The sequence below is a fragment of the Gramella sp. MAR_2010_147 genome (genome assembly GCF_900105135.1).
Lineage (GTDB): Bacteria > Bacteroidota > Bacteroidia > Flavobacteriales > Flavobacteriaceae > Christiangramia.
The window spans coordinates 1,821,477-1,845,984 of sequence record NZ_LT629741.1 but is presented as its reverse complement, the minus strand read 5'-3'; the positions used below and the strand labels follow the sequence as shown (position 1 = coordinate 1,845,984).

General features: G+C 38.2%; 24 protein-coding genes. 12 read left to right on the top strand and 12 right to left on the bottom strand.

What is annotated here, in order from left to right; genetic code table 11:
* Nucleotides 1-19 precede the first annotated feature (19 nt).
* Nucleotides 20-703: a response regulator transcription factor gene (locus BLT95_RS08330; RefSeq protein WP_089665642.1), complete on the top strand. Its 684-nt coding sequence runs from the start codon at nucleotides 20-22 to the stop codon at nucleotides 701-703.
* Nucleotides 703-1,782, top strand: a complete 1,080-nt coding sequence (locus tag BLT95_RS08325; RefSeq protein ID WP_089665641.1) for an ATP-binding protein — start codon at nucleotides 703-705, stop codon at nucleotides 1,780-1,782. The genes BLT95_RS08330 and BLT95_RS08325 overlap by 1 nt, the downstream gene beginning before the upstream one ends.
* On the opposite strand, the gene BLT95_RS08320 is transcribed toward BLT95_RS08325, so the two are convergent.
* Entirely contained in the window at nucleotides 1,720-2,781 is a 1,062-nt protein-coding gene (locus tag BLT95_RS08320) for a glycosyltransferase (RefSeq protein ID WP_089665640.1), read from the bottom strand. The two genes, BLT95_RS08325 and BLT95_RS08320, sit on opposite strands and share 63 nt — an antisense overlap.
* A 66-nt stretch (nucleotides 2,782-2,847) precedes the next feature.
* On the opposite strand from BLT95_RS08320, the gene trmB reads away from it, so the two are divergent.
* The 7 genes from trmB (at nucleotide 2,848) to BLT95_RS08285 (ending at nucleotide 7,754) form a co-directional block, all read left to right on the top strand.
* On the top strand, nucleotides 2,848-3,522 hold the full coding sequence (gene trmB, locus BLT95_RS08315) for a tRNA (guanosine(46)-N7)-methyltransferase TrmB (protein WP_089665639.1): 675 nt from the start codon (nucleotides 2,848-2,850) through the stop codon (nucleotides 3,520-3,522).
* 6 nt (nucleotides 3,523-3,528) lie between these two features.
* On the top strand, nucleotides 3,529-4,152 hold the full coding sequence (locus BLT95_RS08310; protein ID WP_089665638.1) for a LysE family transporter: 624 nt from the start codon (nucleotides 3,529-3,531) through the stop codon (nucleotides 4,150-4,152).
* On the top strand, nucleotides 4,153-4,497 hold the full coding sequence (locus BLT95_RS08305) for an MGMT family protein (protein ID WP_172822612.1): 345 nt from the start codon (nucleotides 4,153-4,155) through the stop codon (nucleotides 4,495-4,497).
* Nucleotides 4,498-4,824: 327 nt separating this feature from the next.
* On the top strand, nucleotides 4,825-5,961 hold the full coding sequence (locus tag BLT95_RS08300) for an Mrp/NBP35 family ATP-binding protein (protein WP_089665636.1): 1,137 nt from the start codon (nucleotides 4,825-4,827) through the stop codon (nucleotides 5,959-5,961).
* Entirely contained in the window at nucleotides 5,962-6,207 is a 246-nt protein-coding gene (locus BLT95_RS08295; protein ID WP_089665635.1) for a NifU family protein, read from the top strand.
* Between the two features lie 28 nt (nucleotides 6,208-6,235).
* Complete coding sequence (locus tag BLT95_RS08290; protein WP_089665634.1) at nucleotides 6,236-7,297, top strand: NAD(P)/FAD-dependent oxidoreductase; 1,062 nt, start codon at nucleotides 6,236-6,238, stop codon at nucleotides 7,295-7,297.
* A gap of 121 nt (nucleotides 7,298-7,418) precedes the next feature.
* Nucleotides 7,419-7,754 (top strand): 2Fe-2S iron-sulfur cluster-binding protein, encoded by a 336-nt coding sequence (locus tag BLT95_RS08285; protein ID WP_089665633.1) that lies wholly within the window; start codon nucleotides 7,419-7,421, stop codon nucleotides 7,752-7,754.
* A 157-nt stretch (nucleotides 7,755-7,911) separates the two neighbouring features.
* Here the strand turns inward: BLT95_RS08285 and BLT95_RS08280 are convergent, their stop codons facing one another.
* The 8 genes from BLT95_RS08280 to rplM form a co-directional block, all read right to left on the bottom strand.
* Nucleotides 7,912-8,697, bottom strand: a complete 786-nt coding sequence (locus BLT95_RS08280) for a DUF3050 domain-containing protein (RefSeq protein WP_089665632.1) — start codon at nucleotides 8,695-8,697, stop codon at nucleotides 7,912-7,914.
* 295 nt (nucleotides 8,698-8,992) lie between these two features.
* Entirely contained in the window at nucleotides 8,993-9,430 is a 438-nt protein-coding gene (locus BLT95_RS08270; RefSeq protein WP_089665630.1) for an SRPBCC domain-containing protein, read from the bottom strand.
* Between the two features lie 10 nt (nucleotides 9,431-9,440).
* Nucleotides 9,441-10,616 carry an acyl-CoA dehydrogenase family protein gene (locus BLT95_RS08265; protein ID WP_089665629.1) on the bottom strand — a complete coding sequence of 392 codons (1,176 nt, stop codon included), beginning with the start codon at nucleotides 10,614-10,616 and terminating at the stop codon, nucleotides 9,441-9,443.
* 224 nt (nucleotides 10,617-10,840) lie between these two features.
* A complete protein-coding gene (locus BLT95_RS08260) occupies nucleotides 10,841-11,563 on the bottom strand; it encodes a methyltransferase (protein ID WP_089665628.1) in 723 nt (240 codons plus the stop codon).
* Nucleotides 11,564-11,806: 243 nt separating this feature from the next.
* Nucleotides 11,807-12,631, bottom strand: coding sequence for a translation elongation factor Ts (gene tsf / locus BLT95_RS08255; RefSeq protein WP_089665627.1), 825 nt, complete (start codon nucleotides 12,629-12,631; stop codon nucleotides 11,807-11,809).
* Between the two features lie 90 nt (nucleotides 12,632-12,721).
* Nucleotides 12,722-13,630: a 30S ribosomal protein S2 gene (gene rpsB, locus BLT95_RS08250; RefSeq protein WP_089665626.1), complete on the bottom strand. Its 909-nt coding sequence runs from the start codon at nucleotides 13,628-13,630 to the stop codon at nucleotides 12,722-12,724.
* A 166-nt stretch (nucleotides 13,631-13,796) separates the two neighbouring features.
* A complete protein-coding gene (gene rpsI, locus BLT95_RS08245; RefSeq protein WP_089665625.1) occupies nucleotides 13,797-14,183 on the bottom strand; it encodes a 30S ribosomal protein S9 in 387 nt (128 codons plus the stop codon).
* The gene (rplM, locus tag BLT95_RS08240) at nucleotides 14,183-14,638 is read right to left on the bottom strand and encodes a 50S ribosomal protein L13 (RefSeq protein ID WP_011708063.1); all 456 of its coding nucleotides are present in this window, start codon (nucleotides 14,636-14,638) and stop codon (nucleotides 14,183-14,185) included. The genes rpsI and rplM overlap by 1 nt, the downstream gene beginning before the upstream one ends.
* Before the next feature lie 354 nt (nucleotides 14,639-14,992).
* On the opposite strand from rplM, the gene BLT95_RS08235 reads away from it, so the two are divergent.
* Both BLT95_RS08235 and BLT95_RS08230 read left to right on the top strand, forming a co-directional pair.
* Nucleotides 14,993-15,562 carry a DUF5004 domain-containing protein gene (locus tag BLT95_RS08235; RefSeq protein ID WP_157718031.1) on the top strand — a complete coding sequence of 190 codons (570 nt, stop codon included), beginning with the start codon at nucleotides 14,993-14,995 and terminating at the stop codon, nucleotides 15,560-15,562.
* Nucleotides 15,563-15,721: 159 nt separating this feature from the next.
* Complete coding sequence (locus tag BLT95_RS08230; protein WP_089665623.1) at nucleotides 15,722-18,373, top strand: DUF5916 domain-containing protein; 2,652 nt, start codon at nucleotides 15,722-15,724, stop codon at nucleotides 18,371-18,373.
* A 17-nt stretch (nucleotides 18,374-18,390) separates the two neighbouring features.
* On the opposite strand, the gene BLT95_RS08225 is transcribed toward BLT95_RS08230, so the two are convergent.
* The 3 genes from BLT95_RS08225 to BLT95_RS08215 form a co-directional block, all read right to left on the bottom strand.
* The gene (locus tag BLT95_RS08225; RefSeq protein ID WP_089665622.1) at nucleotides 18,391-18,900 is read right to left on the bottom strand and encodes a DUF3124 domain-containing protein; all 510 of its coding nucleotides are present in this window, start codon (nucleotides 18,898-18,900) and stop codon (nucleotides 18,391-18,393) included.
* A 10-nt stretch (nucleotides 18,901-18,910) separates the two neighbouring features.
* Complete coding sequence (gene polA, locus BLT95_RS08220) at nucleotides 18,911-21,739, bottom strand: DNA polymerase I (protein WP_089665621.1); 2,829 nt, start codon at nucleotides 21,737-21,739, stop codon at nucleotides 18,911-18,913.
* A 402-nt stretch (nucleotides 21,740-22,141) separates the two neighbouring features.
* Nucleotides 22,142-23,119, bottom strand: coding sequence for a N(4)-(beta-N-acetylglucosaminyl)-L-asparaginase (locus tag BLT95_RS08215; RefSeq protein ID WP_089665620.1), 978 nt, complete (start codon nucleotides 23,117-23,119; stop codon nucleotides 22,142-22,144).
* A 157-nt stretch (nucleotides 23,120-23,276) separates the two neighbouring features.
* On the opposite strand from BLT95_RS08215, the gene BLT95_RS08210 reads away from it, so the two are divergent.
* Nucleotides 23,277-24,503 (top strand): metallophosphoesterase, encoded by a 1,227-nt coding sequence (locus BLT95_RS08210; RefSeq protein WP_089665619.1) that lies wholly within the window; start codon nucleotides 23,277-23,279, stop codon nucleotides 24,501-24,503.
* Nucleotides 24,504-24,508: the final 5 nt, after the last annotated feature.

Below are 24,508 nucleotides of genomic sequence, written 5' to 3'. Positions count from 1 at the left end.
AACTACACCTTAATTAGATATGAAGAAAAAAGACATTCAAATTTTACTGGTAGATGATGAGCCGGATATTCTGGAAATAGTGGGTTATAACCTTTCTTCAGAAGGCTATAATGTTATAACTGCAGATAATGGAGCAGATGCTGTAAAGCTTGCAAAGAAAAAGAAGCCTCATTTAATTATACTCGATGTTATGATGCCCGAGATGGATGGCATTGAAGCATGCGAGCAAATAAGAAAAATGCCAGATATGGAAGGGACAATTATAACATTCCTTACCGCTCGTGGCGAAGATTATTCCCAAATGGCAGGATTTGATGCCGGTGCCGATGATTATATTACAAAACCTATCAAACCAAAAGTTTTGGTTAGCAAGGTTAAAGCATTATTAAGGAGATATCGCGACGAAGAGAAAGCCTCTAGTGTCGTGAAATTAGGCGACATTACCATTAATAGGGAGGAATATAAGATTGTACAGAATGGTGAGGAAATGGGATTGCCACGCAAAGAATTTGAATTGCTCTCTTTATTAGCTTCAAAACCTGGAAAGGTCTTTACCAGGGAAGATATTCTGGATAATGTATGGGGTAATGATATTGTGGTTGGAGGAAGAACCATAGATGTCCATATAAGAAAACTTCGGGAGAAAATTGGGGATGAAAGGATCAAGACCATAAAAGGAGTTGGTTATAAGTTTGTTGTGTAATGTCACAAAGCCTTAAGCGTTCATACAGGTTTGCATTAAGAACTGCCCTTTTCATAAGTGTTTTTCTAACGGTGATCATGGGTGTATTTGCCCTTTTAGAGATCCGGTCGCTTTGGATATCACTTTTGATTTTTGCTGGGCTTTGTTATGTTTTTTCTTTCCTGATCATTCAGTATAGAGTAGAAAGATTTATTTACCGCAGGATTAAAAAGGTATATGATAATGTTTCCTTGCTGGATTCAAAAACTTTGAGTCCAAATCAAATCACCACCGATATGTCCAGCCTTACCCGCGAGGTAAAAAAGTTTGCTGAAGACAAGAAGTTGGAGATAGAAACACTTAAAGTAAGGGAAAATTATAGGAAAGAATTTATGGGAAATGTTTCTCATGAGTTAAAAACACCTTTATTCACCGTTCAGGGTTATATACTTACTTTACTGGATGGAGCTCATAAAGATAAAGTAATTAGGAAAAAATACCTGGCTCGCGCTAATAAGGGAGTAGAAAGGCTTATTTATATTGTCAAAGACCTGGATATGATCACTAAATTAGAAACGGGGGATCTTCATTTACGATATGAGAATTTTGATATTGTTGAGTTGATTCAGGCTTCCTTTGATCTCTTGGAAATGAAAGCTGCCCGGAAAAATATCACATTAATCTTTGATATTGATTATGAGGAGCCAATTTATGTTAGAGCAGACCGAGAAAGAATTCAGCAGGTGCTTACTAATCTTATAGTGAACTCAGTTAAATATGGAAAAAAAGGTGGAACAACTGAAATTAGTATTGAGAACCTAATCAAAAATAAGGTGATCGTAAGGTGTACAGATAATGGAGAAGGGATTGAGAGCGAAAATATTCCTCGATTATTTGAACGATTCTATCGTGTTGATAAAAGTGGTTCTAGAAAAGAAGGAGGCTCTGGTCTTGGGCTCTCTATAGTGAAGCATATTTTAGAAGCTCACGGGGAGAGGATCTATGTAGAAAGTGTTTTTGGGGTTGGAAGTGAGTTTTCATTCACTCTTGAAAAGAGTAAAAAGATCCCGGGAGATAGCGTGATTCCCGAAATTACCTAAACCTTTATATGTTTCAATGTTTCTTAGCAGGCTTAAATTAAAATCTCTTTGCTTGCAATAGGGTGCAATTCCCAGCTGGTTTAGTCTTTTTGCGAGATATTCCTGTTCCTTTTGACCGGGAGTAGGAATAAAAAAAGCTTTTTTATCCAGCTTAGCCAGGTCCATAATGCTGGTGTATCCTGATCTTGAGATAACATACTTACTGGCATTTATAGCTTCCTCTAAAGCTTCGCCAAAAAGATGATTCTTTATATTGATGTTGGGATTTGTAAATTCTAATGAATCTTCTGAAAAAAAACCTCTAATCAATAGAATTTGAGCTTTAGAATTTCTGAATTCTTTCAGTAAAATGGATTCTAATATACTTCGCTGAGGTTCCGGTCCACTTAGTAAAATAAGAAAGTCATAAAGTTCGGGCGTTTCTAATTTTTCCAGTCGGCTTAGTGGTCCTATATATTTTACATTTTCAGGTTTCTTTTTAAGATGTCCCAAAATGCCACTAAGATTTTTTTCTCCTTCAACATCAGGAACCCAGCACTCATCAAATTTACTGATGTATTGTTGATTTAAATAGCTGCTTAAAAAAGTAGTGTTTCCGCTAAGCACATTTAGCTGGTGCGTAATAAAGATATTCGTTTTCAAGAGTTCATTTCTAACACCAAAACGGTTGTCTGAAATAATTCCTTTAATATCATAGTCTTTAACGATTTCTCTGGTGAGATTCTTTTCTGCTTTTATAGCCTTTAAGATCATGGGACTATCCATGATCATTTTCCATTTAAGATAATAGCCTTTTTTGGTGTATTGAATGTTGTATGAAGGGAGTTCAATATGAATTAAATGAGGAAATTCTTTTTTTAAAAGTTTGAGAGCCTCCCCGTCTGAAGCTACGATGGGTTCGAAATTATTTAATTGAAGATGTTTTATAATTGGAATGCAACGGGCAGAATGACCTAATCCCCAATTTAGGGTCGCAACCAATATTCTCTTCTTAACCATATTACAAATATATTCTCATAGACAGGTGGACGATTTTATTTAATTTTACCAAAATATTAATTTTTAGTGGGAAGTAAGAATAAACTAAAGCGCTTTAAGGAAAACGAAAAATTTGAAAATGTTATCCAGCCTTCCAGGGAAGAGCTTACCGATAATTTATTTGAATTAAAAGGAAAGTGGAGCAAAGATTTTTTCAAAAATGATCATCCTGTCGTTCTTGAATTAGGTTGTGGTAAAGGTGAATACACAGTAGCGCTGGCCAGGCAAAACCCCAACAAGAATTTTGTAGGTATAGATATTAAAGGAGCCAGATTTTGGCGCGGAGCGAAAACTGCAATAGAAGAAGACCTTCCAAACGTAGCATTTGTTCGTACTCAAATAGAATTAATAGAATATGCATTTGCAACAAATGAGGTTAGTGAGATCTGGATCACATTTCCTGATCCTCAGATAAAATATAAACGAACAAAGCATCGATTAACAAATGCTGAATTTCTCCAGAGGTATAAAAATATCCTGAAAGAAGACGGGATTATGCATTTAAAAACAGATTCTGAATTCATGCATGGTTATACTCTTGGACTTTTACACGGGGAAGGCCATGAGATTTTATATGCGCATCACGATATATATAAAAATGAATATTCCCCAGAAGAGGTGACGGGTATTCAAACTTTTTATGAAAAACAGTACCTTGAAAAAGGAAAACCTATAACGTATATTCAATTTAAGATTAAATAAGAGGTATTGGAAGAAGCAAAAGTTTTCCTGATTACTTACCTGGCTGCTTTTATAGGGGTGGTTCCGCCCGGTTTAGTAAACATGACGGTTGCAAAAACCTGTGTGGAAAAAGGTAAGAAAAACGGATTATACGTAGCTATTGGAGCGGGGATCGTAATTTTAATCCAGGCTTTTATTGCTGTTTTACTGGCTAAGTACATCTTTGATCATCCTTTTGTGCGAAGAATGATCTTACGCGCTGGGTTGGTAGTTTTTTGTATCCTGGCAGTCTATTTCTTTATACAGGCAAGACATCGAAAAGGAATCAAGCATAATCGACAGCAAGCAAATGCGAATAGCGTTTTTAAGGGCATGTTCATGGCTGCGCTTAATATTTTTCCAATTCCATATTTCGTTGCCATTGCAGGTACAATGGATATAAGCGGAGGGATGGAGTATGACTGGTCGCTTATTATTTCATTTGCATTTGCCGCCTGTATGGGAAGCTTTACCTCACTATATCTTTACGTGGTTCTTTTTGATAAAATTGAAAAGAAGGCCGAATCTTTCGCTAAGTATTCCAATTACTTTATGACCGGCCTAATGCTGGTCCTTATAATTGTGGCACTGATAAGAATATTTAACACCTAGATTTTGAGCGATAATTCAGGATTTTTTGAAAGGGTTTATGAAGTCTGCAGGAAAATACCTGAAGGAAGAGTAACTTCTTATGGAGCGATCGCAAAATATCTGGGAGCCGCTAAAAGTGCGAGAATGGTGGGTTGGGCAATGAATTCTTCGAAGAAAATGGAGGATATCCCGGCACATAGAGTGGTAAATAGAAAGGGATTGCTAACCGGTAAAAGTCATTTTGGAGGAACCAATGCCATGCAGCAGCTACTCGAAGAAGAGGGAGTAGAAGTAAAAGAACTTCAAATCATCAATTTTGAAAAGTATTTCTGGGATCCTGTGAAAGAACTTTCCCAGGATTTATAGGTTGCTTTTAATCGAAATTTTATCATTAGGTTGGGGTCAGGCTACCCGTTAGATATCTTCTGAAATATAAATAAGGTGTTTTTTACAGTTTTGAAGAATAGTACATAATAACTTTCCGGTTTTTAGTGCAGATGCCAAATGAAGTGAAGGAAACTGCCTTGCCAGATGTCTTAGGCTTGTTCACTTTAATAAAATTTTTATTTATAATTTTCAACTATTACAGCATAAATCTAAAATGCCTAAATTCTTCGTATTCTTAGCTTTTCCAACTATATTTGCGTTTAGAATCAGTCTATATAAGCTAGAGAATCTGATTAAAATTCGTATATGAAATTAGACAGAAAAGAGATTTTAAAAGCGCTGGAAACCATATCCGTAGCAGGAGAAGGTAGCAATATGGTAGAGAGTGGTGCAGTTCAAAATGTAATGACTTTTGGTGATGAAGTAGTGGTAGATCTGGTACTTGGTACTCCCGCACTTCATATTAAGAAAAGAGCAGAGGTGGATGTCATGAAAGCGATCCATGAAAAAGTTTATGAAAAGGCGAAAGTCAAAGTAAATATTAAAGTGGAAGCTTCAGAGAAGAAGAAGCCGGAGATCAAGGGAAAAGCCATTCCCGGTATTAAGAATATCATAGCCGTGGCTTCAGGAAAAGGTGGCGTAGGAAAATCTACAGTTACCTCCAATCTTGCCGTGACACTTTCTAAAATGGGATTCAAAGTGGGTATTCTGGATGCCGATATTTATGGTCCTTCTACACCAATGATGTTTGATGTGGAAGCTGAAAGACCACTTTCAGTAAATGTTGATGGAAAATCTAAAATGAAACCTGTAGAAAACTACGGGGTGAAAATCCTTTCTATTGGTTTCTTTACAAAACCAAATCAGGCGGTTGTATGGAGAGGGCCTATGGCTGCTAAAGCACTTAACCAGATGATCTTTGATGCAGATTGGGGTGAACTGGATTTTATGCTGGTAGACCTTCCTCCGGGAACAGGAGATATCCATCTTTCCATCATGCAATCATTGCCAATTACCGGTTCAGTGATTGTTAGCACCCCGCAAAATGTGGCCTTGGCAGATGCTAAAAAAGGAGTGGCAATGTTTCAACAGGAAAGCATTAACGTGCCAGTATTAGGGATCATAGAAAATATGGCCTATTTTACACCTGAAGAATTACCCGATAACAAGTATTATATTTTTGGAGAAAAAGGAGCTAAGAATCTTTCAGAAGATTTAAAAGTACCTTTTCTTGGCGAAATTCCTTTGGTGCAAAGCCTGAGAGAATCAGGAGATATTGGTAGGCCTGCCGCGCTACAAACAGCAACTCCAATTGAGGCTGCTTTTGAAGATATTACCAGGAATATGGTGCAGGAAACGGTAAATAGAAACAAACAGCTCCCACCCACAGAGGCCATTAAGATCACAACAATGGCGGGATGTAGTGCTGTTAATAAGAAATAAATGACAAGCGAAGAAGTTAAAATTAATGTTGAAAAGGCTTTAGCCGAGATTCGTCCTTTCCTTGAAAGTGATGGAGGAAACATCTCTTTAGTTTCCATTGAAGAAGATGATCGTCTGGTAAAGGTCCAGTTGGAAGGTGCATGTGTTGGCTGTACAGTGAATCAGATGACGCTGAAAAGTGGAGTGGAGATGACTATAAAAAAATATGTACCCCAAATTGAAAAGGTGGTAAATATTGAGCGATAGATTTGCTAGCCTTTAATTGAATTTAAACATGATTAAAACCGATATACTTATCATTGGTGCAGGTCCTACGGGCCTTTTTGCCGTTTTTGAAGCTGGATTATTAAAACTGAAATGTCATCTTATAGATGCGCTCCCGCAAGCCGGAGGTCAGTGTTCTGAAATTTATCCAAAGAAACCTATTTATGATATCCCGGGATTCCCCGAAGTAATGGCAGGAGATCTTGTGGATAATTTAATGGAGCAAATAAAACCTTTTGAACCTGGTTTTACTTTAGGAGAAAGAGCAGAAACTATAGATAAGCAGGAAGACGGAAGCTTTATTGTAACTACAAGTAAAGGAACAAAACATCATTCGCCGGTAGTAGTTATTGCTGGAGGTCTTGGAAGTTTTGAGCCTAGAAAACCACCAATTCCATCTATTAAAGATTACGAAGATAAAGGTGTTGCCTATATAATTCGCGATCCTGAAGTTTATAGAGACAAGAAAATAGTGATTGCTGGTGGTGGTGATTCTGCTTTAGACTGGAGTATCTTTCTTGCCGATGTGGCTTCTGAAGTTTCGCTGGTTCATAGAAGAAAAGATTTTCGAGGAGCTTTAGATTCCGTGGAAAAAGTGGAAGAACTTTCAAAAATTGGAAAGATCAATTTGATTACTAACGCTGAAGTGGTTGATCTTAAGGGTGAAGATGAATTAGATTCTGTTCTTATTAGACATAAAGATCAGGCACGTGGAGAAGAACTTAAAAAAACAGATCATTTTATCCCTTTATTCGGACTGTCTCCAAAATTAGGTCCTATTGCAAACTGGGGGCTGGAAATCGAGAAGAATGCTATAAAAGTGGATAATTCTTACGATTATCAAACAAATATTCCTGGGATTTATGCGATAGGAGATGTGAATACATATAAGGGAAAATTGAAGCTTATTCTATGTGGTTTTCATGAAGCAGCGATCATGTGTCAAAGTGCTTATCAGCGAATTAATCCAGATAAGAAATACGTGATGAAATATACCACTGTAAGTGGTGTAAGCGGATTTGATGGAAGTAAAAAAGAAGCGAAAAAAGAAGTGGTTAAAAGTATAAATTAGGATTATCGTCAAATTGAAGTGTCACACAAGCTTGTCCTGAGCTTAGGCGAAGGGTCAGCTTAATTTATTAGGTTCTGAAACAAGTTCAGAATGACAATATTTGAGTATATATTAAAAGAAAATGTCAGACATTAAGATCACCATTATAGACCGCGAAGGGGAAGCTCATACCATAGATGCCCCTACAGATATGAATATGAATCTTATGGAAGTTATACGTTCTTATGAACTCGCTCCAGAAGGTACTATAGGTATTTGCGGCGGAATGGCGATGTGTGCTTCCTGCCAATGTTATATGTTGAATTTTGAGCATATGCTCCCTGAAATGAGTATTGAAGAAGAAGATATGTTAGACCAGGCTTTCCTGGTGGAGGATAACAGCAGACTTAGCTGCCAGATCCCAATTACCGAAGGGCTAGATGGCCTGGAGGTTAGGATTGCACCCGCTGCGGAATAGGGATTAGATTCTGTAGTGCTTTTCATTTCGAAGGAAAGTAGCGACCTGGGAATCTCAAGATTGCAAATACGAATAAAAAAGATCTCAGCTTTTGATCGAGGTGAACCACCACCTTGAGCGCAGTCAAACGATTAATGCGGGCAAAGCGAAAGAGTCGCTATGCATTTTCCAGCTTCGTTTTTGCTTCAATTTCAGATTCAATACCATCCCAGAGTTCAATACGGCTTGTAAGTGATCTTTCAGCAGTTTGCTTCACTTCATCCCATTTTATATCCTCATTTCCGCAAAGATCTGCTACCATTTTAAAAGCCATAGGCCCATGTTCATCTCCGTCTAATTCAATATGTCGGTCAAAATAATACTTGAACAGGCTAAGATCATCCTCAGGAAAGTTCTTTTGAACTTTTTCTATGATCGCCGAGAACATATCAGGAATAAGTCCTTCGCGTCCAAATGTGAATGCTGAAGCAATTTTATGAGGCTCTCTGCTGTAAACAACTTCAAAGGTATGTTTTAGAAATTGTTTGATACTAATAGGTAGTTCGCTGGTGGCAATTACCAAAAAAATATCGGTGCCATGGGAGACCTGCATTAATAGATCCTCAATTTTCTTTTTATTGGCTCCTGCGGCATTCATAGCATCCAGATACATTTCAAAATGACTTTGTCTTTTGCCGTGAATATTGACATCGGTCTCCTCAGCCAGAACAATTTCATTAATTAAATACCGGGTTTCAGGATCTCCTACAGGTAACCAGGGATTTGTAGTTTTGGTGAGTATTTCCTGTAAGGAGGTTAGTAAGGACATAAAATCCCAAACTGCAAAAATATGATGCTCCATAAAGATTTGAAGTTCTTTTGGAGTGTTTATTTTTTTATATAAAGAATGATTTATTAACTGGTTGGTTAGAGGTGCTAAACTTGCGTTTATCTCTTTGATCATAATTCTTCCAATTTTTTGCAAAGGTAAAATCTGAGGAACTATTTAGAAAATATTAATTGGTTTTTATGGCTTGTTTAACGCAGAAGGTCAGCCCTTTGGATTATATTAAAACATGGCTTGCAAAGTTGTTAGGAACATCCACGTTATCGTGTTCTATTCAAATAAATCCAAGGATTATTTGAAGGTGGAAGGAGTGGTGGCTAAAACACCGAAGCCTTTAAAAAAGGAATGTTGTGAAAAATATAAAAAGGGCAAACGTTGTAAACGCTGCCCTTGTTTTGATCTCTTGTGAAAACTAGCAATTATCCTCGCAGACTTCCTTTAATTTTTGAAGTGCTTTAGGCCAGGTATTTTCTAAATCTTCCATCCAGTCGTCTTCCGTATCCATTTCTACTTTTAATAAAGTAGAGCCGCCTTTATCTTCTAAATAGTAATTTTCGTAAAGATCATCACCAAAGGAAGTTTCTTTGCCTTTCTCTAGCATGCCCAGATGCTTAATACTTATAAACTTATTAGGTTCGAGTTTTTCAATCAGGCTATGCATTCCGGCTTTTTCTCCTTTTTCAGTTTCACCTAGAAATAAAATCTTACTGCCTTCTTCCCAGGAACCTTCGTAATGTGAAGTTGGGTTGAATATAGCTGTCCATTCCCGGTAATGCTCTTTGTCCAGCATAATTTGAAATACCTCTTCTTTGGGGCAATTGATCTCTATTTGATAATGAACTTTCTTCATAATAATAGAATTAAAATGCTGGGTGTCCTGTAATATCCATTCCTGTGATCAATAGATGAATGTCGTGCGTACCTTCGTAAGTGATCACACTCTCAAGGTTCATCATATGTCTCATGATGCTGTATTCACCACTAATTCCCATGCCACCAAGAACCTGTCTAGCTTCCCTGGCAATTTTGATCGCCATTTCTACATTGTTCCTCTTGGCCATGGAGATCTGCGCTGAAGTTGCCTTGCCTTCATTTCTTAGAGTCCCTAATCGCCAAGCCATTAGCTGGGCTTTTGTGATTTCTGTGATCATCTCGGCCAGTTTCTTTTGCTGAAGCTGTTTTGAAGCAATTGGCAACCCAAATTGTTCTCTTTCCTTGGCGTATCTCAAAGCTGTATCATAACAGTCCATAGCCGCTCCAATAGCGCCCCAGGCGATACCGTAACGAGCAGAGTCGAGACAACCAAGTGGCGCTCCTAATCCAGATTTATTCGGCATGAGGTTTTCTTTTGGAACTTTCACATTGTCAAAGATCAGCTCTCCGGTGGCACTTGCACGCAATGACCATTTATTATGGGTTTCGGGAGTGGTAAAACCTTCCATTGCGCGTTCAACGATCAATCCATGAATTCGTCCTTCCTCGTTTTTAGCCCAAACGATTGCGATATCGGCAAAAGGTGAATTCGAGATCCACATTTTAGCACCATTTAAAAGGTAATGATCTCCTTTATCTTTAAAATTAGTGGTCATTCCACCGGGATTAGAGCCGTGATCTGGTTCAGTTAACCCGAAGCAACCAATCATTTCACCGGAAGCTAATTTTGGTAAAAACTTCTTCTTTTGCTCTTCAGTTCCATATTTAAAAATAGGATACATTACCAGGGAGGATTGAACCGAGGCAGTAGAACGAATTCCACTGTCACCACGTTCAATTTCCTGCATGATCAATCCGTAAGAGATCTGGTCTAATCCGGCCCCACCATATTCTTCAGGAATATAGGGTCCAAAAGCACCAATTTCGGCTAGGCCGTTGATTAGTTGTTTAGGAAATTTTGCTTCTTGCGCCGCTTCTTCGATGATAGGGGAAACCTCACGTTTTACCCATTCTCTGGTAGCGTCGCGAACCATTCTATGTTCATCGGTTAAGAGGTCGTCAATATTATAATAATCAGGTGCCTGAAATTGGTCTGGTTTCATTTTGTGTAGTGTTTCTAACAAATGTAACCAAGTCTTTTATGAGAAGCAATCTTTTTTATTGGGGTTTGAAATGTTGAATTTTGACCCTGATTCGGTTCCGGAATTAAAAATTTAACGGAATACGTCACCCTGAACTTAACCCAGGGTCCCAGGAGAAATTTTAAAATTTGAAAAATGCGAGATGCTGAATCAAGTTCAGTATAACGTAAATTGGCAAAAAAGGATTATAATTTTAAGTAAAAATCTTTAACCAGTTCTTTAAATTCCTCAGTATAATGATGTCTCGAAATTTCTAAAACGAGTTCTTTGATTTTAGGTTCAGTTTCGTCAAAACTAAAACTGATCAGGCTTCTTTTGATTGGAGCAGATTCTGTGCCTTTTACTCTGGTGATCTTAGAAGGAAATAATCCATGGTTTTTTCCAATATTAAGGCCATTGCTTTCCTCTGAAAATGGAATAATAATATCAAAATGACCATTTTCTGAAAGTAGCAGAGAAGCTCCTTCGATTAATTCAGTTAGGGGAAGAGCATCAGCGAAACGTGCCTTATCACGGTTTTCATTTCCGCTTTTATAGTCTTCAGAATAGAACGGGGGATTGGAAATTATAAGGTCATATTTATCTTCTTCCTGCATCTCTTCCACAAATTCGTCAAATCCTGCGTGGTAACAAAACAACCGATCTCCCCAATCGCTTTTTTCAAAATTTTCTACCGACTGCTCATAGGCGTTTTCTTCGATCTCTAAAGCGTCTATTAATTTGGCTTGAGACCTTTGAGCTAACATTAAGGCAATTAGGCCTGTGCCAGTGCCGATATCGAGGATACTTTCAGGATTGTGGTCCAGAGAAGACCATGCACCAAGAAGTACTCCATCTGTACCAATTTTCATGGCACATTGATCCTGATCTATGCTGAATTGTTTGAATTTGAAAGGTTGGTTTGACATTCTGTAAAAATAAATATTATTGATTGTCTTCTCGATTGAAAGGAGGGATCTATTTGGGATTCAGGTTAATCTTCGTAGAGATTTCTCAGTCGTTGCACTCCCTCGAAATGACATTTCCGTCAAGCTGAACCTGATTCAGCTTCTCCAGAGATCCTGAATCAAGTTCAGGATGACAGGTGGTAAAAAACAAAAAGAGGTTTTAAATGAATAAAACCTCTTTTTTCAATTTTATATAGAATTAGCTTATCCTAAAGCTACTCTTTCAAAACCTACAACTTCAAGGTCACTGTCTACAGACTTAACGTACTGGGCAACGCTTTGTTTGTTGTCCTTGATATACGCCTGGTGTACCAAAGTGTTGTCTTTAAAGAAACGCTGAAGTTTTCCCTGAGCGATCTTGTCCAGCATATTTTCTGGCTTTCCTTCTTCTCTTAAAGTATCTTTTGCAATCTCGATCTCTTTGTCGATAGTAGCCTGGTCAACACCACTTTCATCCAGTGCAACCGGGTTCATAGCAGCAGCCTGCATAGAAACGTTTTTCGCAGCTTCTTCAGCTCCATCAACATTTTTAGAAAGACCTGTAAGAACAGCAATTTTATTACCAGCGTGGATATAAGATCCTACGAATGGAGCTTCCAGAGTTTTGAATGCACCAATCTCGATCTTTTCACCAATAACTCCGGTTTGTTCTGTTAATTTGTCTTCAACAGAAATTCCTTTGTAGTCTGCCTTAAGAAACTCTTCTTTTGAAGAATAATTAAGAGCGATATCAGCGAAGTCGTTTGCCATTTTGATGAAATCATCATTCTTAGCAACAAAGTCTGTCTCACAGTTCAAAGAGATGATCACACCTTTTGTGTTTTCACCGTTTACCTGTGCAATTGCAGCTCCTTCAGAAGAATCTCTGTCGGCTCTCTTTGCTGCAACTTTCTGACCTTTTTTACGTAGCAATTCAATTGCTCCGTCAAAATCACCTTCAGCTTCTACTAATGCCTTCTTGCAGTCCATCATTCCTGCACCAGTAGCTTTTCTTAATTTATTTACTTCAGCGGCGGTTATCTTAGCCATAATTTTGTTTTTTTATTTAAAAAAAGTCGTTTAGAAACTCACTGTAAAGAAAGAAACCAAACGACTTTTAGATTTTATTAAAACCTTATTTTATTCTTCTTCGTTAGATGTTTTGGCCTTGTCTAAAGTTTCACTTTTAGATTCAAGTTTCACATCTTTCTTAGCTTCTTTCATTGCCTTTTTATCTTCGGCATCTTTAGAAGGAACTTCAGCTTTTTTCTCCTTTTTTTCTTTTGGAGCTTTATCTGATTTCTCTGACTTTTCTTCTTTTGAAGCCTTTTCATCTTTCTTCTTGGTAGTCTTTTCAGACTTTCTTTCAGAAAGACCTTCTACGATAGAATCTGCAACGTAAGAAACAACTTTGCTAATAGATTTAGAAGCATCGTCGTTAGATGGAATTAGATAATCAACCTCACGTGGATCTGAGTTGGTATCTACCATCGCAAAAATTGGAATGTTTAGTTTGTGTGCTTCTTTAATCGCGATGTGCTCACGTGTAGTATCTACAACGAAAAGCGCAGCTGGAAGTCTTGACATGTCTGAGATAGAACCTAAGTTCTTTTCTAGCTTAGCTCTAAGACGATCTACCTGCAAACGCTCTTTCTTAGAAAGAGAGTTAAAAGTTCCGTCTTTCTTCATTCTATCAATAGAAGCCATTTTCTTAACAGCTTTACGAATAGTCACGAAGTTAGTAAGCATACCACCAGGCCAACGCTCGGTGATATAAGGCATATTCGCCTTTTCAGCCTGTTCAGCAACGATCTCTTTCGCTTGTTTCTTTGTAGCTACGAAAAGGATCTTTCTTCCGCTTGCTGCGATCTTTGCAAGGGCATCACCTGCCTCCTGCATTTTAGCAGCACTTTTATATAAGTTGATGATGTGGATTCCGTTACGCTCCATATAGATATATGGGGCCATGTTTGGGTTCCAACGTCTGGTTAAGTGTCCAAAATGAACACCAGCATCAAGTAATTCTTTTACTTCTACTTTGTTTGCCATTTTTGTAATAGTTTACGTTCTGTTGAGATAGCAACATTCAGGTGGCTACTTTTAAGTACGGCCCTGAGTGTTTAGATGCTAAACTAACTTCTGCCCGGCATGAACAGAATAACAACAAAAAATTAATTTTTTAATGAACTCCCCGGAATATATTCCGGTAATAATATTAACGTTTAGAGAACTGGAATTTCTTACGGGCTTTCTTCTGACCGAATTTCTTACGTTCTACCATACGTGGATCTCTTGTAAGAAGACCTTCTGGCTTAAGAGCGCCATGGTTTTCTTCGTCTAGTGCTACCATAGCTCTGGAAAGCGCCAAACGGATCGCTTCAGCCTGTCCAGTGATACCGCCACCGTATACGTTAATTTTAACGTCGAAGTTTCCTTCGTTCTCGGTAAGCATCATTGGCTGGTTCACTTTATATTGAAGTGTTCCAGTTGTGAAGTAATCATTAAGGTCTTTCTTGTTTACGGTAATGTTTCCTTTTCCTTCTGAAACATATACACGGGCCACAGCTGTTTTTCTACGGCCAATTTTGTGAATTACCTCCATTACTTAACGTCGTTTAAGTTAATAGTTTTAGGTTTTTGAGCTTCGTGATCATGTTCAGATCCTACATAAACCTTTAAATTTCTGAATAGGTCTGCTCCAAGTTTGTTCTTAGGAAGCATTCCTTTAATTGCCTTTTCGACAAGTCTCTCCGGACTTTTTTCGAATAATTCGGCAGCTGTTAGACTTTTTTGTCCACCTGGAAAACCTGTGTGACGGATGTATTCTTTCGCGTCCCATTTTTTTCCTGTCAAGTTGATTCCCTGCGCATTCAATACAATAACATTGTCTCCGCAATCAACATGTGGGGTGAAGTTAGGCTTGTGCTTTCCTCTAAGTAGGTATGCTACTCTTGAAGCAAGACGACCTAAATTTTGTCCTTCAGCATCTACCACAACCCATTCTTTGGTTCTGGTGGCTTTGTTAGCCGATACTGTTTTGTAACTTAATGTGTCCACACCAATTGATTTTACTAATTATTAAACATTCCAATCCCATTTACCCGAATCTCAATCGGGAAAACAGGGGTGCAAATGTACAATTATAAATTCTAATAGCAAATAGGGAAAAGATTATTTTATTTGCTTTGAAAGGCTGATTCTCAGACCAATCTAATCAGGATTATTTTTAATGCCAAATCTTATGTTTTGAGTGATAATTTGTAGTGTATTTCTGTAATAACAAAAAGAATCCCACGTTGTAAACAACGATAAAATACATTAAAAATCGATTAATGCCAATTTTAATGTTAATAAAGTCATAAAAAAAGTAAATGTTTTTTAATTTTGTACCCAATTAAATGCCCTATGAAAATGAATAACCTATTTAAAATTAAAACTTTAGCTGGCCTTTGCCTGCTGAGTCTTATATTGGTGAGCTGTAGCAAAGATGAAATGTCTTCAGAATCTCAGTTAAAGGTAAGTAATGCCACTGCAGTATCCATGAATGATATGATTGGAAACTGGGACCTCTCCGGGATGATCGCAGATACCGCTGTCAATCTAAATGAAGATGAAATTTACAGCCGAAACTTATTGGATGAAACCCAATGTTTTAACACAATGAATATAACATTTGATGAAGATGGAACGTTTGTAACTAATAATGCCCAAATGACTTTTGAATCTGGAACGTCAAGTGATCAGTTCTCATGTTTGACAGATAGATTGGATAGCGGGGATTGGGAAGTAAGAAATGACAGTTTGATTTTAACATTAGTGATCAATTCTGCTACATATACCCATAAGAAGCTTATTAATTTAGAAACTAATAAATTTTCTTTTGATGTGACAAAGATAGAATCTAATCAATATGTGGATGATCCTGGAAATACACAGGCTTCCCCTATAAGAATTTTAGAATTAGAGTATACTAAATCTTAGTGTACCGTTCTAATTGTAGTTTTAGTGTTAGTTGGAAAAACCTCACAGATAGCATTCTGTGAGGTTTTTTGTTTGCAGCTATTTAAAGTTCATTTATAAAAGTGTAACACTTCAATATTTGTAGCGTCCTTATATAGAACCATCAATCAATATCCACCCATGAATTTCATCAAAGCGGTATTTTTCCTGTCTCTATTTTGCTTATCAATTTTTCAACTCCACGCCCAATCTTCTTCAAATTCAAAGCCAAAACTTGATGTGAGTTTTGCTAAAAGGTCATATACCACAAAGTCCGTAAAGAATCTGGCTCAAATCAAAATTGATGGTATCATAGAGGATTCTGCCTGGGATGCGGTAGAATGGACTTCAGATTATATTGAGTGGGAGCCAGATAACAGTACAGCTCCAAGTCAGCAAACTAAAATGAAGATCGTTTATGATGACAAAAATCTATATGTTGCTTTCAGGTGTTATGAATCTGATCCTGAAAATATTGTTCAGCGAATGGGGAGACGGGATGATTTTCCCGGCGATTGGGTTGAGATCAATATAGATAGTTATAACGACGACAGAACAGCATTTTCATTTACAACTTCGGTAAGTGGGGTAAAAGGGGATGAGTTTGTCTCAAATAACGGAAACTTTGACTCGAGTTGGAACCCTATCTGGTATGTGAAAACGAATATTGATAATGAAGGTTGGACTGCCGAACTTAGAATACCTCTTAGTCAGCTTCGTTTTAGCAGTGCAAAAGACCAGGTTTGGGGAATCCAGTCTACTCGAAGATATTTTAGTAAGGAAGAACGATCTACCTGGCAACCTATTCCGGCAAATCCTGCCGGTTGGGTAAGTTCCTTTGGAGAACTTAGAGGCTTAAAAGATTTAGAACCTCAAAAACAACTGGAAATTCAGCCCTATTCCGTAACGAAATATAGAACCTATGAAGAGGAAGTGGGTAATCCATATAGAGATGGCAAAGACGGCGAACTCACTGCAGGTCTTGATGCGAAAATAGGGATCACTAACGATCTTACCCTGGACCTTACGATCAATCCCGATTTTGGACAGGTAGATGCCGATCCAGGAGCCGTGGCGCTTGATGGATTCGAGATATTCTTTCAAGAACGGCGGCCATTTTTTGTTGAAAATAAGAATGTATTCGATTATAGTTTTACCAATTCTCAGGACAACCTTTTCTTCTCAAGAAGAATTGGACGCTCACCACAGGGTAGAGCAGTGGGGCCAGGTGTGGTGTATGCCGATACACCTAATAACACCACAATACTTGGAGCAGCAAAATTCAGCGGAAAAACCGAAGATGGATGGACAATTGGTGTTTTGGAATCTGTTACTGCAAAAGAATACGCTGATGTGACGAATGAAAATGGAGAAGAAAGCGAAATTCTTGTAGAACCACTGACAAATTATTTTGTAGGTAGGGTTCAGAAAGATTTTAATGACAGGAATAGTTATATAGGCACAATGTTCACGGCTACACACCGAAACATTGAAGATGATCTAACATTTCTTCATACCCAGGCATTTTCCGGGGGGCTCGATTTTAAACATAACTGGAAAGAAAGAACATATTATCTGGAAGGGAACGCTGTAATGAGTCATGTAAAAGGAAGTAAAGAAGCCATTCTCAACACACAAAATTCTATCGTTCATCTTTTTCAGAGAGTAGATGCAGATCATGTTGAAATAGATCCGGATAGAACATCTCTTACAGGAACCGGTGGCCGACTTGAATTTGGAAAAGGTGGTGGAGGTAAATGGCGTTATAATGCGGGAGGTAAATGGATTTCGCCAGAATTGGAAACCAACGATATTGGCTTTTTACGGCAGGCAGATGATATACGTCAATATATAGGAGTGAGAAGGCTGTTTAATGAGTCTACTAACTGGTATAGAAGGGCAAGTATAGGTGTTGAGCAGTCCAGTGCTTTCGATTTTGAAGGAAACTATAACAGGATGCAGTATGAAATAGGAGCTTTTGTCAACTATAAGAACAACTGGTGGAGTGAAGGAGGGGCTGCACATAAACCCAGGATCTTTGTTAATTCGTTTTTAAGGGGAGGTCCCAGATGGAGATTTAATGAAGAAAATTTCTGGTATCTTTTCTCCGGAACCGATCAGAGAAAAAAGCTAAGTTTTAGGCTGGGTTATGTTCATTCCCAGGCAAAACAAGATGCTTTTAGTCTAAGAAGGTATGTGGTGGGAACAAAATACCAGCCATTAAATTCCTTAAATCTTTCCTTAGATTTTGAATATGAGCAGAATCCCAGTAAAACGCAATATATAGCTGAAAGATCATTTGGCAATTCTGCCCGTTATATATTAGGAGAGATAGATCAGGAAACTTTAAGCGCAACCCTGCGGGTAAATTACAGTATTAACCCCAATCTCTCGATCCAATATTATGGACAACCGTTTATATTCAAAGCAGATTATTCAGATTTAAATTATGTAGTAGATCCTACAGCGAAAGATTTGAATAAAAGAGTTTCATGGTACGATAATGATCAGATTTCTTTTGAAGAAGATATTTATTTAATTGATGAAGATAGGGATGATGTGACAGATTATACCGTGAATAATCCAGATTTCGCCTTTGTACAATTTCGGTCTAATCTTGTAGCTCGCTGGGAATATATTCCAGGATCTGAAATTTTCTTCGTATGGTCCCAGGGAGTCACCGGACTGGGAGATGTGAATAATAAATTTAGTGCGATCGTAGATAATCAGCTATTAAGGCAAAGGCCCCAGAATACCTTCTTAATAAAAGCGACCTATAGATTTATATTGTAATAGATAAAGAATTCATTTTATTTAATTCGAACTCCCTGGCTAGTAAAAGACAAGCCTTGTTGTCCCGAAGTAGAGATCATCACTCCTTCAAATAAAGGTTCAGAAATAGCGTTTTTTATAGCCCATTCAAATACAAAGTTGGCGCCAGTGCCTCCTGCAATATCTGTTTCGTCTACCACTATTTCAACCGTTTCTAAAGGCGCGATATAAATGGGGTGATCAAAATAGGTGCGTATAGGTGCTCCCTCAGTATTAAAATATTCGGCTTTATTTATGTAGATAGTATCGCTCATATTGATGTTTCTCATACTTACCGTGGTGGTGAGATTATGAGTTCTATGCTCTGTCTGGCTATATATTTCTGAATAGACAGACAGATAAGACTTGCCTCTTACAAGAGAATCAATTTCAGGAATTTCCGCACTTCTCGTTTCCCAGTTCACAGGATTATAGGAGCTTATCGTTTTTTCATCTTCGCAAGATGCGATAAGTCCCATAAGAAGGATAAGTAAAATTCCCTTTTTCATATATTAATTATTAATGCGCTTCCAGCCAGTTTTCGCCAATTCCAAGGTCTACATCTAGCGGCACTTCCAGCTTATAAGCGTTTTCCATTTCAGACTTTATCATTTTCTGAACTTTTTCCAGTTCATCTTTATGAGCATCAAAAACCAGTTCATCATGTACCTGAAGCAGCATTTTGGTCTTGTAGTTTTGCTCCTTCAGTTTCTTATGAATATTGATCATGGCCAGTTTAATGACATCGGCGGCACTTCCCTGGATTGGTGCATTCACCGCGTTACGTTCCGCAGCGCCACGAACCACCTGATTCCTGGAATTTATATCTTTTAAATATCTTCTTCTGCCAAGAATGGTGCTAACATACCCATGTTCCCTGGCAAACTCCACCTGGTCTGCGATGAAATTGCTCAGTTTCGGATAGGTTTTATAATAAGTATCTATCAGTTCTTTAGACTCACTTCTGGAAAGCGAGGTCTGATTGCTTAATCCGAAAGCGGACACTCCATAAATGATCCCGAAATTCACCGTTTTCGCATTGCTTCTTTGTTCTCTGGTTACTTCTTCCAGCGGAACATTAAAAACTTTTGCGGCGGTAGAAGCATGAATATCTTCCCCCTCCTGAAAAGCTTTGATCATATTTTCCTCCTGGCTTAAAGCAGCGATAATTCGTAATTCTATCTGGGAATAATCGGCAGCGAGTAAAACGTAATTCTCATCTCGTGGTACAAAAGCTTTTCTCACCTGTCTTCCTCTTTCGGTTCTTATAGGAATATTCTGAAGATTGGGATTGTTAGAACTCAATCTTCCAGTGGCCGCTGTAGTTTGCACATAATCTGTATGTACTCGTCCTGTAGTTTTTTCAACCTGGTTCGGTAGCGCATCAACGTAGGTATTCTGAAGTTTCACCAGTCCGCGGTAATCCAGCACATGACGAACAATGTCATTCTCTTCAGCTAAGCCTGAAAGCACATCTTCACTGGTAGAATACTGTCCGGTTTTGGTCTTCTTCGGTTTTTTGGAAAGTTCCAGTTTTTCAAAAAGAATGATCCCTAGTTGTTTTGGTGAGCTAATCAGGAATTCTTCTCCTGCTGCTTCGTATATTTTGGTTTCAAGATCTTTAATGTCTGCTGATAGAGCTTCAGAAAGAGATTTCAAATAATCTTCATCCAGCTTTATTCCTTCCAGTTCCATATCGGCAAGGACTTCTACCAGCGGAATTTCTATCTCATTGAAAAGTTTTCTTGTTTCGGCATCATCAAGTTCTTTTTCGAAAAAGTTTTTCAGCTGAAAGGTTATATCGGCATCTTCAGCGGCATATTCGGTTTGCTTGTCCAGTGCCACATCTCTCATATTTCCCTGATTTTTACCTTTTTTGCCGATCAATTCTGAAATAGGCTGGGGAGTATAATTAAGATATGTTTCGGCCAGGACATCCATATTATGACGCATATCCGGATTGATCAAATAATGTGCGATCATAGTATCGAATAATGGTCCCTTTACATCGATCTTATATTTGTCTAAAACTTCAATGTCATATTTAAGATTCTGACCGATCTTTTCTATAGTCTCATTTTCGAAAAATTCTCTAAGCTCCTCGATCAGATTTTGAGCTTTTTCTTTGTCTTCAGGAAACGGCAGGTAAAAACCTTTTCCTGCTTCCCAGGAGAAAGCAATTCCAACCAGTTGAGCTTCCAGCGGATTCAAACTGGTTGTTTCAGTATCAAAACAAACACTTTTTTGCTTCAGAAGTTTTTCAATAAAAATTTTGCGGGCCATTTCAGTATGTAAACACTGATAGAAATGTGGAGTGTCAGAAAGATTGGTTCTGGAAGAAGTTCTTTCTATTTCTTCACCATCTCCTCCGAACAGAGAAAACTGACCCGCTCCTGCAGTTGCCTGCGCATTCTTTTTAGCAGATGGGGAATTAGTTACCTGCGTTTGCTGAGTTTCTTCTTCTCCACTAAATAATTTTATGAATTGGTCTTTTAGTCTTCGAAATTCCAGTTCTTCAAAGATTTTCTGGACTTTCTCCCCATCTGGCCTTGATAGTTCATAATCTTCCGCATGGAATTTTACATCACAATTGGTGAAAATAGTGGCGAGCTTTTTAGATAGTCTACCTAGTTCTGCATTCTCGATCACTTTTTCCTTCATTTTACCCTTCAGGTCATCGGTATTTTCAAGCAGTGCTTCCATGCTACCGTACTTCTTCAGGAATTTTTTTGCTGTTTTTTCGCCGACACCAGGAAGTCCCGGAATATTATCTACAGAATCTCCCATCATTCCGAGAAAATCGATCACCTGCTCCGGTCTTTCCACTTCAAATTTTTTCTGAACCTCAGGAATTCCCCAGATCTCAATACCGTTTCCCATTCTTGCAGGGCGGTACATAAAGATGTTCTCAGAAACCAGCTGGGCAAAATCCTTATCAGGAGTCACCATGTAAACCTTGTAATTCTCTTTTTCAGCCTGCTTGGCCAGTGTTCCAATAATATCATCAGCTTCCATTCCGGCGCATTCCACCACCGGGATATGCATCGCTTTCAGGATATCCTGGATAATTGGAATTGCTTCGCGAATAGGTTCGGGAGTTTCATCTCTATTGGCTTTATATTCCGCGAACATTTCCGTTCTTTCCTTACTTCCATCTTTATCGAAACATACCGCTAAATGATCTGGTTTTTCTCTCCTGATTACATCAAAAAGGGAATTGGTAAAGCCCATGATCGCAGACGTATTGAATCCCTTGGAATTGATCCTCGGGTTCTTGATAAAAGCGTAATATCCGCGAAAAATTAAAGCGTATGCGTCTAGTAAAAAAAGGCGTTTTTGATCGGCCATCTGGTTTGTTTAAAGATAAATTGAGAATAATTCAAAACTACAAAGATAAACTCAGTCTTCCTTATGAAAGAATTCAATTATATGTATTTATTGTCACATGGAGCGGAGTCGAAATGTATATACTGAAATAGTAGTATGAATGATTTCTAAATAATATAGGCCACGAAAGCACTAAAAATTCTTATTTAGTACTTTTAATTCGTAGAATAGACCTCGACTGCGCTCAGCCTGACATCGAAATACCAGGAGACTTATTAATGAATTCATACCAGATAAATTGTTATTGCTCCTAATTTATTTCAGGATCTCAGGTTGCTCATCGATACTTAGTTTTATAAGATTCTGAAACAAGTAGAATGAAGCTATTTATGATTTTATGAAATTTTCGGGATATACAAGCTTTTATTCATCCAAATAAGAAGCACTTAGATTATCGGTGCTTTCTCCTTTATGAAATTTGGCATAACTAAATCCTTTATGAATACAGTAAGATCCAATTTCACCCTGTTTATTCAGGGCCACATAGGCTACCTGGAAATCTTTATAATTAGGTGCTTTTCGAATAGTTCTGATCACTGCCTCTTTGCAGGCTTCCTGAGGTGACATTCCATTTCGCATAAGTTCAACAATTAAAAAACTGCCTACGCTTTTCATGATGGCTTCTCCCATTCCGGTCCCAACAGCGCCCCCAACTTCATTGTCTAGAAATAAACCAGCACCAATAATTGGCGAATCACCTACACGACCATTCACTTTATAAGATAGTCCGGAGGTTGTACAGGCAGCTGCAATATCACCCTTATCATCCAGACATAGCATCCCAATAGTATCGTGATTTTCAATGTTGATAATGGGTTTGTATTCTTTATGTTCCAGCCAGTCTTTCCAGGCTTTTTCAGAATCTTCTGTCAATAGATTTTTCTTTTTGAATCCCTGTTGAATAGCGAATTGTAGAGCTCCTTCACCAGCCAGCATTACATGTGGAGTTTCTTCCATTACTTTCCTGGCCACCGAAACCGGGTGCTCGATCTCTTTTAGATAAACCACGGCGCCAGCATCACCATCGGGTGACATAATGCAGGCATCAACAGTAACATTGCCGTCCCTGTCTGGAGCACCACCATTTCCCACTGTTGTATTTTTTAAATTGGCCTCTTCTATCATTACACCCTGCTCAACTGCATCCAAAGCCTTAGAGCCAGATTCAAGCATTTTCCCGGCTTTCTTTGTTGCATTTTGAAAATTCCAGGTTGCTACTGCAACCGGAGTTGTTTTAGTCATATTCAAATTGTTTAATATCGGATTAGAGAATAGGGATGGAGAAGCAATTAGTGTAGCTCCCGCAATTCCTGTATTCTTTATAAATATTTTGCGTTTCATGGTCTTAAAATGACTTCATAAATATAGTATTTTGGATTGGCCGGAACCAAATCCTCACCCTTTATTGATATTCCTTTAGAAACGATCAAATTAAATTATCGTTAATTGAATATTCTTAGGTTCTATTAAACCTATCTTCGCAAAAAATTGTGATAAAATGCGTTGGTTTATTTTGGCCGCGATCTATTTGATCGTAGATATTTATGCATATCAGGCTTTAAGGGTGTTTACTAAAAATACCTGGGTCGCGGTGATCTATTTCATTGTTTCAGCAATAGTGATTGGGAATTTGTTTTATCAATTTAACCAGCCTTCTCCAAATGATGGTTTTGGTGGTGGACGCGGTTATGCCATAGGGATCTTTTTAGCATTTTTTGCCGGAAAGATCGTTCTCCTGTTAGGAATGTTAGGTGAAGACGTAGTGCGTATTCCTTTGGCGGGAATTGAAAAATTCTTTGGATCTTCTAAGAGTTTTGATATGCCCTCCAGAAGAAAATTCATAAGTACTATAGCGATTGGTCTGGCAGCTATTCCCTTTGCCGGCTTGCTTTATGGAATGTATAAGGGCCGTTATAACTTCCGTGTTTTAAGATATACGCTATATTTTGAAGATCTTCCTAAGGCTTTCGATGGTTATCGCATTAGCCAGATCAGCGATGTTCATAGTGGTAGTTTTGATAATAAGGAGAAAATCAGGTATGGTGTTGATCTTTTAAAAGATCAAAATAGTGATCTTGTAGTTTTTACCGGAGACCTGGTGAATAACAAGGCTTCTGAAATGGAAGACTGGAAGGATCTTTTTTCAGAAGTTAAAGCACGGGATGGTGTTTATTCTATCCTGGGGAATCATGATTATGGGGATTACCATAACTGGGAGAGCCAGACTGCAAAAGAGGAAAATCTTGATAAATTGAAAAAGACCCATGCTGAAATGGGCTGGAACCTGATGCTGAATGAAAACAGGTTCATTGAGAAAAACGGGGAGCGTATTGCTTTAGTAGGAGTAGAGAACTGGGGAGCCGGCGGTTTTAAAAAAGCAGGTGACCTGGAAAAGGCTGGAGCGGGAGTAGATGAGAAGGACTTTAAAATTCTTTTAAGTCACGATCCTTCACACTGGGAGCAAGAAGTGAAAAAGCATCCTAAGAAATATCATTTAACTATGAGCGGGCATACTCACGGGATGCAATTCGGGATCGAAATTCCCGGTTGGTTCAAATGGAGTCCTGTTCAATATAGATACAAACACTGGGCGGGTATTTATGAAGAGGCCGGCAGGTATATAAATGTAAACCGCGGATTCGGTTTTCTAGCCTATCCCGGGAGGGTTGGCATTTGGCCGGAAATAAGTGTGATAGAACTGAAAAAAGGTTCGAAACCCGCATAATTAGC